The sequence below is a fragment of the Arthrobacter sp. MYb224 genome, assembly GCF_002975455.1.
Classification (GTDB): Bacteria; Actinomycetota; Actinomycetes; order Actinomycetales; family Micrococcaceae; genus Glutamicibacter.
The window spans coordinates 82,389-96,055 of sequence record NZ_PCPU01000005.1 but is presented as its reverse complement, the minus strand read 5'-3'; the positions used below and the strand labels follow the sequence as shown (position 1 = coordinate 96,055).

13 protein-coding genes are annotated in these 13,667 nt (G+C 65.2%); 3 read left to right on the top strand and 10 right to left on the bottom strand.

Annotated features, from left to right (window positions below):
* Window positions 1-28: 28 nt before the first annotated feature.
* On the top strand, window positions 29-1,255 hold the full coding sequence (locus CQ017_RS11025; protein WP_105553745.1) for a glycerate kinase: 1,227 nt from the start codon (window positions 29-31) through the stop codon (window positions 1,253-1,255).
* A 28-nt stretch (window positions 1,256-1,283) separates the two neighbouring features.
* On the opposite strand, the gene CQ017_RS11020 is transcribed toward CQ017_RS11025, so the two are convergent.
* From CQ017_RS11020 to CQ017_RS11010, 3 genes are all read right to left on the bottom strand, one after another.
* Window positions 1,284-1,838 (bottom strand): TetR/AcrR family transcriptional regulator, encoded by a 555-nt coding sequence (locus CQ017_RS11020; protein ID WP_105553744.1) that lies wholly within the window; start codon window positions 1,836-1,838, stop codon window positions 1,284-1,286.
* A complete protein-coding gene (locus tag CQ017_RS11015) occupies window positions 1,835-3,748 on the bottom strand; it encodes an MFS transporter (RefSeq protein ID WP_258133597.1) in 1,914 nt (637 codons plus the stop codon). The genes CQ017_RS11020 and CQ017_RS11015 overlap by 4 nt, the downstream gene beginning before the upstream one ends.
* Window positions 3,749-4,010: 262 nt before the next feature.
* Window positions 4,011-4,385 (bottom strand): PH domain-containing protein, encoded by a 375-nt coding sequence (locus CQ017_RS11010; protein WP_105553743.1) that lies wholly within the window; start codon window positions 4,383-4,385, stop codon window positions 4,011-4,013.
* 174 nt (window positions 4,386-4,559) lie between these two features.
* Between CQ017_RS11010 and CQ017_RS11005 the strand changes: the two genes are divergently transcribed.
* Window positions 4,560-5,231: a DUF6308 family protein gene (locus CQ017_RS11005; protein ID WP_105553742.1), complete on the top strand. Its 672-nt coding sequence runs from the start codon at window positions 4,560-4,562 to the stop codon at window positions 5,229-5,231.
* A 138-nt stretch (window positions 5,232-5,369) separates the two neighbouring features.
* Here CQ017_RS11005 and CQ017_RS11000 read toward each other — a convergent pair whose 3' ends face one another.
* Window positions 5,370-5,852 (bottom strand): 6,7-dimethyl-8-ribityllumazine synthase, encoded by a 483-nt coding sequence (locus CQ017_RS11000; RefSeq protein WP_258133596.1) that lies wholly within the window; start codon window positions 5,850-5,852, stop codon window positions 5,370-5,372.
* Between the two features lie 359 nt (window positions 5,853-6,211).
* Here CQ017_RS11000 and CQ017_RS10995 point away from each other — a divergent pair, with 359 nt between their 5' ends.
* Window positions 6,212-6,841: a maleylpyruvate isomerase family mycothiol-dependent enzyme gene (locus tag CQ017_RS10995; RefSeq protein WP_105553740.1), complete on the top strand. Its 630-nt coding sequence runs from the start codon at window positions 6,212-6,214 to the stop codon at window positions 6,839-6,841.
* Between the two features lie 49 nt (window positions 6,842-6,890).
* On the opposite strand, the gene CQ017_RS10990 is transcribed toward CQ017_RS10995, so the two are convergent.
* From CQ017_RS10990 to bioB, 6 genes are read right to left on the bottom strand one after another with little or no spacing between them, the layout of a single operon-like run.
* Window positions 6,891-7,913, bottom strand: a complete 1,023-nt coding sequence (locus CQ017_RS10990) for an LLM class flavin-dependent oxidoreductase (protein WP_105553739.1) — start codon at window positions 7,911-7,913, stop codon at window positions 6,891-6,893.
* 58 nt (window positions 7,914-7,971) lie between these two features.
* Window positions 7,972-8,682: a dethiobiotin synthase gene (gene bioD, locus CQ017_RS10985; RefSeq protein WP_105553738.1), complete on the bottom strand. Its 711-nt coding sequence runs from the start codon at window positions 8,680-8,682 to the stop codon at window positions 7,972-7,974.
* Window positions 8,679-9,857: a cytochrome P450 gene (locus tag CQ017_RS10980; RefSeq protein ID WP_105553737.1), complete on the bottom strand. Its 1,179-nt coding sequence runs from the start codon at window positions 9,855-9,857 to the stop codon at window positions 8,679-8,681. Before CQ017_RS10980 ends, bioD begins: the two co-directional genes overlap by 4 nt.
* Window positions 9,854-11,029: an aminotransferase class I/II-fold pyridoxal phosphate-dependent enzyme gene (locus CQ017_RS10975; RefSeq protein ID WP_105553736.1), complete on the bottom strand. Its 1,176-nt coding sequence runs from the start codon at window positions 11,027-11,029 to the stop codon at window positions 9,854-9,856. The genes CQ017_RS10980 and CQ017_RS10975 overlap by 4 nt, the downstream gene beginning before the upstream one ends.
* Complete coding sequence (bioA, locus tag CQ017_RS10970) at window positions 11,022-12,380, bottom strand: adenosylmethionine--8-amino-7-oxononanoate transaminase (RefSeq protein ID WP_105553735.1); 1,359 nt, start codon at window positions 12,378-12,380, stop codon at window positions 11,022-11,024. Before bioA ends, CQ017_RS10975 begins: the two co-directional genes overlap by 8 nt.
* Entirely contained in the window at window positions 12,380-13,615 is a 1,236-nt protein-coding gene (gene bioB, locus CQ017_RS10965; RefSeq protein ID WP_105553734.1) for a biotin synthase BioB, read from the bottom strand. Before bioB ends, bioA begins: the two co-directional genes overlap by 1 nt.
* Between the last annotated feature and the right edge of the window lie 52 nt (window positions 13,616-13,667).

Sequence of the window (13,667 nt, the reverse complement as noted above, 5' to 3'; positions counted from 1 at the left end):
CCTAATCACATTAAAAGGACTCATCCTCATGGTTCACGCATTGCCGCAACGCATCCTGGTTGCCCCCTCCGGATTCAAGGAATCCCTCGACGCCTCGGCCGTCGCCGCGGCAATCGGCGCCGGCGTGCGCCGCGCCTTGCCCGGGGCAGTGGTCAAGGCCGTCCCGATCGCCGATGGCGGGGAAGGGACCGCCGAAACCCTTGCCCGCGCCACCGGCGGCCATCTCGTCCCAGCGGTCGTCACCGGACCGGTAGGGCAAAAGGTCGGCTCTCACTATGCGATGCTCGGCGGAGAATCCGCCGGCACCGCCGTCGTGGAGATGGCCGCCGCGGCCGGTCTGCGGCTCGTTCCCCGGGCCCAGCGCGACCCGGGAACCACCACCAGCTACGGCGTCGGCGAACTGATCGCCGCGGCAATCGACGCGGGCGCGACCAAGGTGCTTGTCGGATGCGGAGATTCCGGAACCTCCGACGGCGGCATGGGGGCGCTGCAGGCGCTCGGGGCACGGATCCTAGATGGAAAAGGCCGGGAGCTCACCGCCGGAGGAAATCAGCTCGGACGCATCGACCGGCTTGATTTAGCCGGGCTGCACCCGGCGCTCGCCGCCGGAACCGTGCAGATCACGCTTGCGCTCAATCAGCACAACATCCTGACCGGGCCGCGCGGCGTGGCCCGAGTCTTCGGCCCGCAAAAGGGCGCGACGCCTCAGCAGGTCGAGGCAATGTCCACTGGTTTTGAGCGCTGGGCCGCGGTGCTGCGCCGCGATGCGCTTGCCTCGGCGCGTGAGACCGACTTCGCGACCGCGCCGGGCACCGGGGCCTCGGGAGGGCTGGGCGCCGGACTCGCCGCAGTGGGAGCGGTGCTGCTGCCCCGCTTCGAAGCGATCCTCGACTCCGGGCTGGCCGGAATCGACCTCGATTCGATGCTGCGCGGAGCGGACCTGGTGATCACCGCCGAGGGCGCCATCGATTTTCAGACGCCTAAGGGCAAGGTTCCCGCGGAGGTCGCGCGCCGTGCCGGCCTGCAAGGAGTGCCGGTGGTGGCTCTCGCCGGAACGCTGGGGCGCGGCTGCCGCGACGTCCACGACATCGGCATCGATGCGATTGCCTCGATCGTGCCGATCCCGATGACCCTGCAAGAAGCGGTGGATGACGGGGAACGGCTGCTCATCGAGGCCGCCGAGCGCTTCATGCGCACCATCATCCTCGGCGCCTCGATGGCAGCCAGCAAACTGAGCCCGCACGAGGCCTGGTGAGCGGACGCCGGTGAGAGCCAAGGGTGCGCTAGCCGGAGGCGCCAGCCCGGTCGATGTGCAGTTGGACCGCCGCCGCATACTGCTCGACGACCTCGTCGGAATCGAAATCCTCGGCCGCGAAATAGCCTAGGACTCGAATGCCCTCGGCCAGGCCCAGCAGCTGGCAGGCCACGGCCGAGGCATGGCGGCGGTCGGCGGTGGTATCTGCGATGGTCCTTGCCAACCCGGCCAGATAGGTCTCGCGCAGCTCGCGCTGGGTTACCTCCGGTGTGGGCGATTGCCTGATCCGCGGGACCAGGGTCTCCCATGGATCAACCACCGCGGCATCACGCCGGTTGAGGATCTGCTGCACCAGCGCCCGGCCCAGGCGTTCGCGGGGCAGGTCCAGGTCTGCCAGCGGAACGGTGATGGTGCTGGCTACGGTGTACAGCTCGGCCTTGGAACCGAAGAGCTTGATCACCAAGGCGGGGGAGACCTGGGCGGCCTCGGCGATCTCGCGCACCGTAACATCATGAAATCCGCGCTCGCCGAACAAGGCCGATGCCGCTTGCCGGATGCGTCCCCGGCCATCGACGGCGCTCATGCTGGCAACTCGATATCCACACGCTCGGTCCGCGCCCGCAGAATGAGCTTGACCGAAGTGGCGGTGTCACAGTGCGGTGACGCGGCGGTTAAAACGTAGGTTCCCACCGGAGGCAGATCCAAGGTGTAACTCCCGCGCCCGTCGGTGTGGGTCGCGGCGATGAAGTCGCCGGCTCCGGCACTCAGGCTGACCAGGGCCCCGGTCACGGCCATATTGCCGGTAGCCACCACGCCACTGAGCGAAAGCGTATCGTGCAGTTCCACATTGTGCTCCGTGGTTCCGCCGGAGAAAGTCACCAGCTGGGAATTTGGCACCCAGCCTGCGGCGTTGGCGACCACGAGATAACGTCCTGGTCCGGGCAGCGCCGCGGTGAAAAGCCCCTCATGGTCGGTGCGCGCCCAGTCACCGGGGACGCCGTCCTGGCGCACAAAGGTCACAATGGCCGGACGCTGGGTACCGCCGGCAGCGGACATGATGACCCGGCCATGCACCATGGTCTCTTCGACGTTGTTGTCTGCCTTCGGCGTGCGCCCGCCGCTGGGGATGAACAAGGCAATAGAGATGCCGATGGCCGCGGCCAGCGCCGCGAGCCAGAACGCCAAATGCAGCGAGTCGATCGAGGGCAGCACGGTGCCGTTGTGCTCGACGACCAGCGTGGCGAGGATCAGGCCGGTCAGTGCGCTGGCCACGCTGGTGCCCAGCGAACGGATCAGCGCATTGACCCCGTTGGCCGAGGCGGTTTCGGTAATCGGTACCGCGCTCATGATCAGCGTCGGCATCGCGGCGTAGGAGAAGGCGACTCCGACGTTGACCAAGGTTGCCCCGACGATCACCTGCCACACAGCGTCATCCAGGAAGACCCGGCCCACGTAGGTGAGGGCCATAATCGCCGCGCCGAAGATCATCGTCGGTTTGCCTCCCCAGCGATTGAGCATCGCGCCGGCAACCGGGGACAAGAAGACCATGGCCAGCCCCGAAGGCACCATGGCGAGCCCGGCGACCAGCACCGACAAGCCAAAGCCATAACCGGTCTGCGTGGGGATCTGCAGCTGTTGGGTGGTGATGAGCATGTTGACGAACATCGCCACGCAGAGGAAGAACGAGGCGACGTTGGTCAGAAGCACCGGCCGCTTCACCGCGGTGCGCAGGTCCACCATCGGCTGGTTGACGCGCAGCTGCAGCGGGATCCAACCGGCAAGCAGCGCGAGTGCCAGAGCAAATAGGCCGAGTGTGAGCGGACTGTTCCAGCCCCAACTGGCACCTTTGGTGACGGCCAATAGGGCGGCGGTGAGTATTACGGAGAGGACCAGCGCCCCGGAGATGTCGAAGCGGCCGGGGGTGGTGATCGTCGATTCCTTGACCAGCAGCAGCACGCCTACGAGGAATACCAGGCCCAGGCCTGCGGAAACCCAGAACAGCGATTCCCAGCCATAGGCGTTGTAGAGCAGTCCGGACATCGGCATGCCCAGCGCCGAGCCGATGCCCAAGGTTGCGCTCATCAGCGCGACGGCCGACGCCACCTTTTCCTTGGGCAATTCGTCGCGAAGCACCGAGATTCCCACCGGGATCAGCGAGGAGGCGAAGCCCTGCATGGCCCGCCCGGCGATCAGTGCGCCAAAGGATCCGCCGAGGGCGGCAACAAGCGAGCCGAGGGTCATCACGGCCAAAGCGAGCAGCAGCATTTTGCGCTTGCCGTACATGTCGGCCATGCGGGAAATGACCGGGGTGAAAATCGCCGCGCTGAGCAGCGTGGCGGTGACCAGCCAGGAGGAATCTTCGGCCGAGACGTCGAGGATCACCGGAAAATCAGGCAATAGTGGGACAACGAGGGTCTGCTGGAGCGCTACCACCATCCCGCACAAGGCGAGGATGGCGGTGGTCGCCCACGCGGGAACGGAACGTATCGGCACGACGGTGGCCTTCGGATAATAGATGGCGCAAATGGGGTGAACGGCTGTTTACCCTCTCTAAGAACACACGGACATTCGGTGTACTGTCAAGTAGGTTCCGGTGCCGGAGGGGGCGATGAGACCGTCGGAACCGGACTATCGGATCCTCAGCGTGCACGGCAGCAGGGCGTTCAGTGCCCTTTCGGTTGCATGGATTCCAGCTAGCAATTGTTGATCCGGAAAAGTTCATCCCGGACAATTTTTCAAAAGCGCCAGCGTACTTCTACAGAACGTAGCCGGCGATCACTTGGGAGAGGGCGCGAATATCGACTTTGCCCTTGAAATCCAGGCTCACCTTGCCCAGACCGCTAAACCACAGTTCCAATTCCGCGTCGAGATCAAAGGTTCCGGCCGTTTCGACGGAGAAGGCCTGGATGCGGGAGTAGGGCAGCGAGGTGTAGTCGCGTTTCTTGCCGGTCAGGCCTTGGACATTGACCGCAACGAGCCGCTTATTGGTGAAGACTACATAGTCGCGTGCACCCTTGAACGCGGCGAGCAGTTCTTCCCCGGAGACGAGCATGGGAGTTATTTCCGGTGCTACCTCGGCCAGGTTCCATGGGCCGAGTTTGAACACTGAGGAGTTATTAAAATCGATCATGCCTTGATCCTAGGCATGACTTGGGACAATTTGGAGCGCATTCGTCGGTGGGCGTGCCTATGTGATGTTGGCAAGGAATGAAGCGCTCCGGGCGCATCTGTCGGAAGCTGGTGATACGTTGAGCCCATCGGGCCTTCGGGCGCATTACAGGGGGAACACGTGCCACTTTTCGCAATGAATTCGATCGAGCATGACGACGCAGTCGCCGATCTCAAGAAGTACTTTGAAATCCGAGAGAACGGTCGACCTCGATATTCAGGTTCGCAGTTCGAATCCTTCGCAGGTGGAGGTGACCTTCGCGAACCCAACAAGATCACTGCCGAGGATTTGATAGCGGTTTCGATGCTCTCGGTTCACGTTCCAGGACAGGCCGCATTGGGGATTTTGGGAACCTATGCGGAACAGCTCGGCGAACAACTTGCTCAGATTCCAGTGGGCCTTCGATTCGAGGAGCTGACCGAAGGAGAATTCCAGAAATTTCTGGCCGACGGATCTCCCGCAGACAAGTTGTGGGAGATCCTTCGTCAACCAGGGAACAGGTGGGGGATTGGGCAGACTACCGCGAGCAAGATCCTGGCCCGCAAGCGTCCGCATCTGATTCCTATATTCGATTCCGTGATCGCCAAGCGGGTAAAAATACCTGGCTCCGGTACTCAATGGACTCGTTGGTGGGACGCGTTCCATCAGGATCCAGCTGAGGATGTAAAACTCGTTGAGAAGCTGAAGAGCATTCGCGAGGACGCGGGGCAAACGCACCTCTCGCTCTTGCGAGTGCTGGATATTGTGCTGTGGACAAGCGGCGGAAGGCAAGGCATCGTTCCCGATGCAACACTCGACGAGGCGTAACGAGCTGAACGACGAGCATCCCGCTTAGCTCCGCAAATTCCCGCCAACGGGTCAAGAATTTCATACGAAAAAATGCGTGATGGTCGCTCCGGATAGTTCTCGAAGCGACCATCACGCATTGCGTATTAGAAGCGAACGCTACTCGCCGAGCGCCGCGATTGCACGCACCGCGCGCGCGGCTTCGGCGCCCTTCGTGACGAAGTGCTCGAAGTAGAACTTTTCGTGCTCTTCGCTGGAGTGGAAGTGGTGCGGGGTCAGGCTCACCGAGAAGGTCGGCACATTCGTGTCCAGCTGCACGCGCATCAACCCATCGACAACCGCCTGAGCGACAAAATCGTGGCGGTAGATCCCGCCGTCGACTACTAGCGCGGCGGCCACCACGGCATCATACTTTTCCGACTGCGCTAGCCGCTTGGCCTGCAGCGGCATCTCGTAGGCACCAGGCACGGTGACCACATCGATGCCGTATTCAACACCGGAAGCATCCATATCTGCTTTGAACCCTGCCAGCGACTGGTCCACGATATCTGCATGCCAGCTGGCCTTGATGAATGCGATATTTAGTGGCTTGCTCATGTAATTCTCCTGTGTCAGTTTTTCTTGTATTAGGCAAAATCTCATCGGAGCCATTCGAACTGCTCAACGGCTCGGGCAGTCTGAAAACCAAGCTCTCCCTATCCAGCCTAGTGTCCTGCGTCTCATTCGCTTCAATGGCGGCGAGAATTGTTGTAACGATTGCTCTCCGCCGAGTGCCTACCCCGTAGCAGCGCCAGCGGCACCGATCTGGAATCGATGGCTGGCCCGTTGTACTTGATGCCCGGCTAGTTCGGGGCAACCGGACTATTTTCCTGCGGCGTGCTGCACTAGGCTTAAATCGCCTCGGAATCGCGTCTGATCTCGACATCTTGTTCATCGCGACGCGCTGTGGAGTGCCATCCGGCGGAACCTGCCCCGACAAGATCAAACCGAACGGAAACTTGATGCACGAGTATGATTTCTGGAATGCAATCCACGCTGAACGGCACAGGCTCCTGGAAATATTGTCGCGACTGGATCATGAGGCTTGGCAATCTCCCACGCTGTGCAGCAATTGGTCGGTCTCCCAGGTTGTCGCGCATCTGAGCGCCGCCGCAAACACCGGCACGATGTCTTGGCTGCGCAGCATCGTGTTGGCAGGTTTCAACTCCGCTGTGCATAACGAGCGTAGGCTGCGCAGATATTTGGGCGACACTCCTGCCCAGACGCTCGCGAACCTGCGTGCATCCGCCGAGAACACAGTCGCCCCGACCAAGGATTACGCGGCGATGCTCGGGGAAGTGATCGTCCACGGTCAGGACATCGCCCGGCCGCTTGCCCTCGAGCTGATCCCTGATCCGGATGCGGTGCACGAGGTTGCCAAATTCTTCTCCGAGCGGGATTTCGCGGTGAACAGCAAACGCCTCGTCACTGGTCTGGCCCTGAAAGCCGAAGATTCTTCCTTCTCGGCGGGAGACGGGCCGCTGGTCAAAGGCAAGCAACTCGATCTTGTCATGATCATGGCGGGACGGCCTGACTACCTGTCTTCCCTTCGCGGCGACGGGGTAGCGGTGCTCGCACAGCGGCTAGCCTAGGGAATCCCGTGAAGTAGCCAGGCCGGTAAAGATCAGCTCGGCGTTCTCCCTAGCGCCAGCCCAGCAGCGGAGCGACATGTTTGAGCACCGATTCGATAACGTGTGCGTTGTACTCGACTCCTAGCTGATTGGGCACGGTCAGCAGCAAGGTATCCGCCGCGGCAATGGCCTCATCCTCGGCCAGCGTCTTGGCCAGTTCATCGGGTTCTCCGGCATAGGACTTGCCGAAAATTGCGCGGGTTTTGGCGTCGATGTTGCCGATCTGGTCGGAGCTGTAGCGGTCGCGTCCGAAGTACTGCCAGTCCCGCTCATCGGTCAGGGCAAAGATGCTGCGGCTCACCGAGACCCGCGGTTCGCGTGCATGGCCAGCGTCTTTCCATGCCTGTCGGTAGAGCTCGATTTGCTCGGCCTGCTGCACATGGAACGGTTTGCCGGATTCGTCGTCTTTCAGCGTGGAGCTTTGCAGGTTCATTCCAAGTTTCGCCGCCCACACGGCGGTGGCGTTCGAGCCCGAGCCCCACCAGATGCGCTCGCGCAAACCCTCGGAGTGAGGTTCTATGCGCAAGAGCCCCGGGGGATTGGGGAACATCGGCTTGGGGCTGGGCTGGGCGAATCCTTCTCCGGAGAGCACTTGGAGCAGACGCTCGGTATGCCGGCGTCCCATCTCGGCGTCGCTCTCGCCCTCATGCGGTTCGAAACCAAAATGGCGCCACCCGTCGATGACCTGTTCCGGTGAACCGCGGCTGATGCCCAACTGCAGGCGGCGGTTGGAGATGAGGTCGGCGGATCCGGCGTCCTCGGCCATGTACAACGGGTTTTCGTAGCGCATGTCGATGACGCCGGTGCCGATTTCGATGCGGCTGGTGCGCGCTCCGATGGCGGCGAGCAGCGGGAAGGGGGATGCGTATTGCTGGGCGAAGTGGTGCACGCGGAAGTATGCGCCGTCCGCGCCGAGTTCCTCGGCCGCAACCGCTAGATCGATTGCTTGCAGCAGCGCATCCGAGGCACTGCGGGTTCCTGACTGTGGGTGATCAGTCCAATGCCCAAAGGACAAAAATCCGATGTTCTTCATACTTGTGCCCAACGCATATTGCCCGGCCGGTATTCCGCAAGGTCGCCGCGCCCGGGGGCTAGGCGGGAATCGGAGCCAGCGCACGGGCCGCTGCGGCCAGCGCCTCCGGGCGGCGTGCCGGATCGCGGACCAGATTTGCGGGCAGTCTCCCGGCGAAGCTCCACCCGAAACGGGTGGCTAAGGCCCGCAGACCCGCCAGATTGCATTCGGCAAGCTGCGTGGGGCGGTCCGGGTAGCTGCCCAGCACCAGCGTGCCGCGGGAGAAGCCGCGGGCCGCACAGGCCTCCAAGGTCAGCGCGGTGTGGTTCAGGGTTCCCAGGTCCGGGCGGGTGACGACCACCAGCTCCGCCGAGACGGCCGCGGCCAGATCAGCGATGGTTTCGCCCGCGGACGTCAGCTCGACCAAGAGCCCTCCGGCGCCCTCGACAAGCACCTCGTCATAGGCAGCTGCCAGCTCGCGGATCCGCCGCACGTGCTCGGCCAGGGGCGGCAGGACCTCGGCGGGGTCGGCGAATCCCGCGCACCGGGCCGCATCCAGCGGTGCCATCGGCGCACACAGCCGCACCCCCTCGGCGGTGCCCAGCCGCTCCGGGTGGCCAAGCCAGCCGGCCGCGTCTTGCACGTCTCCGGGCTGTCCGGGAAGCACACCGGTCTGCGCCGGCTTGTAGATCGCCGCCCGGGCACCGCGGGCCAGCGCCCGGGCGGCGAGCACGGCGGTGGCCACCGTCTTGCCCACCTCGGTGTCGGTTCCGGTGATGGCGTGGATCATCGGTGGGTCCTTTCGAAGGGGAATCCAGTCGGCACCGCGACCGGCGCCTGGAAGGAGAGCAGGTGGGCGAAGCGTGGGGCCGCGCCGGCGGCTTCGAGGTCCGGAAGGCAACGGGCCGTTTCGGCGAGCACCAGTTCGGCCTCCATCCGGGCCAGGCCCGCCCCCAAGCAGCGGTGGACGCCATGGCCGAAGGCCAGCGAATCGTCGCCGCCGGTGCCGAGGATTCCGCCGGACAGGCGCAGCACCAGCTCCTCGCCGACGGCGAATTCGTGATCGCCGACGCGGGCGTCCACCGCGGCGATGCGCCGCCAGGTTGGCACCGAGGAGGCGACGGCCAGCACCTCGCGCACCACGGCTTGGGCCGCGGCTGGTCCGGTGTCCGGGTCGGCGCAGGCGGCCCAGTGGCCCTCGCGCAGCGCCGCGTGCAGAGTGCTCTGGATGAGCATCGCGGTGGTCTCCTGTCCGGCGATCCCCAGGAAGTAGGCCAGCGAGCGGATTTGGCGTTCGGGAACTCCCGAGCGATGCAGCACGGCATAGAGGTTCGGCTCCTGGCTCCTGACCGCCTCGTGAACCGTCTGATCCAGCCAGGCATAGAATTCGGCGGCGCTGGCGGCGAGCACCAGCTGTCGTTCCTCCTCGGGCCACCCCCAGAACAATTCCAGCGAATCCTGGCTCCAGCGTTTGAGTTTTTCGGCCGGCGGCACGCGCACCCCGGTCAGCACCGCCATGATTTCGACGGGGATCACCGCGGCCAGCTCTACGGCCAGATCCAGGGATTCCCCGTTGCGGTAGCGCGGTTCGAGCCGGGCGCAGATTTCCCGCACTCGTTCGGTGACCGGCTGGCGCTGCGACTGGACCTTGGCGGGGCTGAAGAATCCGGCGACGAGCCGGCGCACGGAGAGGTGTTCGCTGCCCGAGGCGCTGGCGAGCACCGGTGGCAGCGCGAATTTCACCGCGGCCAGGATCCGCAACGCGGCCGGGGTGAGGTTGATGGCGGTGCTCAGCGCGTTGGCCGTGGTGAATTCCCCGGGGCGGCGCAAGATGCCGCGCACCGTGTCCGGGTCCTCGACGCTGCGGTAGCGCCGGTTGATGGCTTCGGGAAAGGCCGCGGGCAGCGGGCCGGCCAGCGGGGCGTCGGCCAAGCTGCCGGCGGTGGGGGCGTAGGGGCAATTCATGATTCCTCCTCGATGGCCGCCCGGGCTACCTTCCCGATGGCCGTGGACAGTTCGGCCGGTTGCTGGTGGGCGTGGGCGGTCAGCCGGATACGGGAGATTCCGTCGGGGACGCTGGGCGGGCGGAAGCAGGATACCGCGATGCCCTGCGCGGCCAGGGTGGCGGCGGCCCGCACGGCGGCCGCGGCGCTGGGCATCTTCACCGAGTGGATCGGTCCGGCCCCGGATTCCACCCGCCCGGCCAGTTCCGGGTACTCCGCCAACAGACCGCGGATCAACCGCTGGTTCCGGGCCAGCGCGGCAAGCCGGGCCCGGTCCGCCAAGCGCAGGGCGGCCAAGGCACCGCCGGCGGCGGCGGGGGCCAGCGCGGTGTCGAAGATGAAGGTGCGGGCGGTATTGAGCAGATGTTCGCGCAGCGCTGCGGCAGCCGGGCCGCCGAAAAGCACCGCTCCGCCTTGGGCGCCCAGCGACTTGGACAGGGTTGCGGTGGTGATTACCTGGCCGCGAGCTTCGAGGCCGGCGGCGCGCAGCGCCGACCCGGATTCGCTGGCGGCCAGCGAGTGGGCCTCATCCACCAGCAGCAGCGCGCCGAACTCCCGGCACGATGCTGCCAGCTCGGTTAGCGGCGCAGCGTCGCCGAAAACCGAGTAAACCGATTCGACGGCCAGCAGCACCCGAGGCTTGGGGTGCGCGCTGCTGTGGTTGGCTTGGAGCAGCCGCCGGAAGCTGGCCAGGTCGTTGTGCCCGGCGGTGGCCACAGCCGCGCCGGAGAGCCTGGCCCCGTCGACCAGGCTGGCATGGGCATGCTCGTCCAGGATGAACAGGCTGCCCGGACCGCCCAGGGAGCCGAGCACCCCGAGGTTGGCGGTATACCCGCTGGAGAAGACCAAGGCGGCATCCCGGTGCGTATACCGGCACAGCGCGGCCTCCAGCTCCCGGTGCACTGCTAGAGTTCCGCTGGCCATTCGGCTTGCACCGGCCCCGGTGCCGTAGCTTTCCAGGGTTTCGGCGGCGGCCCGGAGCACCTCGGGATGATTCGAGAGACCCAGATAGTCGTTGGAGGCCAAATCAATGGATCCGGCCCGCAGCGCATCGCTGCGGCGCAGGCCGCGGCGCTCGCGCACGGTGGCTCGGGCGGACAGCCAGCGCTCCCAGCCGGAGGTATTCTCAGCCATGGACCTGCTCCACCGCGGCCAGCAGTCCGCGGCCGAGCGCGGCGAGCTCTTCGGGGGTGCTGATATAGGGAGGCATGACGTAGACCAGATCGCGGAACGGGCGCACCCAGACCCCCTGCGCTACCGCCGCTCGAGTCACTTCGGGTACGTCAACCGGGGCGTGAAGTTGGATGACTCCAACCCCGCCGAGCACCCGCACGTCCTTGACTGATGCCAGTCCGGCCGCCGGGGCGAGCCCGGTGCGCAGCCCGGATTCCAGCGCGGTAACCTGGGCCTGCCAGGGTGCCGCCGGTGGGCTGCCGGCCGGTGCCCCGACGAGCAGGTCAAGCGAGGCGCAGGCCACCGCGCAGGCCAGCGGGTTGCCCATGAAGGTCGGCCCATGCAGCAGCGCGGACCCGGCGGACCGAGTTCCGCTGGCAAGCGCGGAGCCGATTTTGCTGGTGCAAAGCATCGCGGCCAGGGTGAGATACCCTCCGGTCAGCGCCTTGCCCACGCACATGATGTCCGGGACGATGCCTGCATGCGCCACGGCGAACAGCTCGCCGGTGCGTCCGAATCCGGTGGCGATTTCATCGGCAATCAGCGGCAGGTCGTGTTCGTCGGCGAGTTCGCGCAGGATGCCGAGCGCCGCCGGCGGGTAGATGTGCATCCCTCCGGCGCCCTGGAGCACCGGTTCGCACACGATCCCGGCCAGCTGTGCGGAGTTTTCGGAGATCAATGCGCGCACCGTGCATTCCCAGTCGGCCAGCTCGGAGACGAGGTATTCCCAGTGCCCCTGTGCGCTGCGGCGTGCGCTCGGGGGCTTGGGCAGGAACAGCTCGACGGAGGAGCGCGGCGCGAAAGCCGCGTGCATTCCGTCCTGCGGGTCGCAGATGCCCATGGTGGCGAAGGTGTCCCCGTGGTAGCCGCCGCGCAGGGCCGCGAAGCGGTGGCGCGTGGTGCGGCCCTTTGCCTCCTGGTATTGGAGGGCGAGCTTCAGGGCCACCTCGACGCTGATCGACCCGGAATCGGCGAGGAACACGTGGCGCAGCTCGCCCGGGGCCAGGTCCACCAGCCGCTCGGCCAATTCGATGGCCGGGGCGTGGGTCAGCCCGCCGAACATCACATGGCTGAATTTCTCCAGCTGCCCGCGCGCCGCGGCATCCAGCGCCGGGTTGCGGTAGCCGTGCACGGCTGACCACCACGAGGACATCCCGTCGATCACCTCGCGGCGGATGCCGGTTTCGTCTTCGAGGACCAGCCGGGCGCCGCGTGCCTCGGTGACCGCGTAGCCTGCCCCGGCATCAAGCGCGGCATAGGGGTGCCAGAGCAATCCTGCGTCGCGGGAGAGCAGGCTGGCATCGGTGGGCATCACGCGTTGGGGTTCTCTGCGGTCCCGGCGCCGCGGCGGCGCAGCACCGGTTCGGTCTCGCCGGTGCCGCCACCGGAGGCCGCTTTGCCGCAGGCCGCCGAGGCCGCGGAGGAGCAGCAGGATCCGGCGCACCCGGCCGCCGCGGCATTGCCTGCGTCCGCTGGTTGGCGGGCGGCGTGGGCGGCGGCTTCGTGCAGGGTCTGGGCGATCTGCGCGGTGTTTTTGCCTTCCTGGCCCAGCACCACGAATCCGGCGTCGGCGATCATCGCCAGGTCGGCGCGTGCATCCTGGCCTTCGCTGGTCAGGTAGTCGCCCAGGAAGAGCGAATTAGCCACTTCCAGCGCGGCGGACTGCAGGGAGCGCAGGTGCATTTCCCGGCCGGCGGCGATACGCAGTTCCTTGTCCGGGCAGGCCAAACGAACCAGCGCGAGGATGCGCAGGCAAGCCAGCGGGGTGAGGTTCCAGGTGCCTTCCAGCGGAGTGCCGTCAAAGGGCATCAGGAAATTGACCGGAATTGAGTCGGTATTCAACGCACGCAGCGCGAAGACCGCTTCGATGAGCTGGTCGGTGCTTTCGCCCATGCCGACAATGAGTCCAGAGCAGGGGGAGAGGCCTGCCCCCTTGGCCTGTTCGACGGTGGCTACGCGCTCCTGGTAACTGTGTGTGCTGCAGATTTCCGGGTAGAGGGATTCTGCGGTGTTGAGATTGTGGTTATAGGCGTCGGCGCCGGCCGTCTTGAGCTGTTCGGCTTGTCCTCCTTTGAGAATGCCCAGGCAAGCGCAGACCTCTACCTGCGGATGTTCTTCTTTGAGCTGGTCAATCATGGTGCTCACGCGATTGACGTCCCGGTCGGTGGGCCCTTTGCCCGAGGCCACCAAGCAGACTCGCGAGGCTCCGGCGGCAATGCCCAGTCCGGCCTGGCGGACCGCTTCGTCTGGTTTGAGCCAGGTGTATTTCAGGATTTCTGCCTTGGAACCAAGGCGCTGCGAGCAGTATGTGCAGTCTTCCGGGCACAATCCAGATTTGAGGTTCACCAAATAGTTCACCTTCACGGTGTTGGAGAAGTGCTTCCTGCGTAGCCGGCCGGCTGCCGCAACGAGCGTTAGTGTCTGCTCATCAGATGTGGCCAGGATAGCGCGTGACTCGGCCACGGTCAGGCGATGCCCTTCGCTGATCCGTGCAGCGAGGGCAAAGGGGTCAAGCGCGATGCGCTTCGGGCCGGTTAGTGTTGTCATCAAAAGATCTCCTGTTGAACAGTGTTCAATAATGTTTGAATTCACTGTACAG

Bases quoted from the DNA above. Each gene is read 5' to 3' on its own strand.
- CQ017_RS10990 (WP_105553739.1), bottom strand. From the start codon at position 7,913: ATGAAGAACATCGGATTTTTGTCCTTTGGGCATTGGACTGATCACCCA.
- CQ017_RS11000 (WP_258133596.1), bottom strand. From the start codon at position 5,852: ATGAGATTTTGCCTAATACAAGAAAAACTGACACAGGAGAATTACATG.
- CQ017_RS10975 (WP_105553736.1), bottom strand. From the start codon at position 11,029: ATGGCTGAGAATACCTCCGGCTGGGAGCGCTGGCTGTCCGCCCGAGCC.
- CQ017_RS11025 (WP_105553745.1), top strand. From the start codon at position 29: ATGGTTCACGCATTGCCGCAACGCATCCTGGTTGCCCCCTCCGGATTC.
- CQ017_RS11020 (WP_105553744.1), bottom strand. From the start codon at position 1,838: ATGAGCGCCGTCGATGGCCGGGGACGCATCCGGCAAGCGGCATCGGCC.
- bioD (WP_105553738.1), bottom strand. From the start codon at position 8,682: ATGATCCACGCCATCACCGGAACCGACACCGAGGTGGGCAAGACGGTG.
- bioB (WP_105553734.1), bottom strand. From the start codon at position 13,615: ATGACAACACTAACCGGCCCGAAGCGCATCGCGCTTGACCCCTTTGCC.
- bioA (WP_105553735.1), bottom strand. From the start codon at position 12,380: ATGCCCACCGATGCCAGCCTGCTCTCCCGCGACGCAGGATTGCTCTGG.
- CQ017_RS10995 (WP_105553740.1), top strand. From the start codon at position 6,212: ATGCACGAGTATGATTTCTGGAATGCAATCCACGCTGAACGGCACAGG.
- CQ017_RS11010 (WP_105553743.1), bottom strand. From the start codon at position 4,385: ATGATCGATTTTAATAACTCCTCAGTGTTCAAACTCGGCCCATGGAAC.
- CQ017_RS10980 (WP_105553737.1), bottom strand. From the start codon at position 9,857: ATGAATTGCCCCTACGCCCCCACCGCCGGCAGCTTGGCCGACGCCCCG.
- CQ017_RS11005 (WP_105553742.1), top strand. From the start codon at position 4,560: ATGAATTCGATCGAGCATGACGACGCAGTCGCCGATCTCAAGAAGTAC.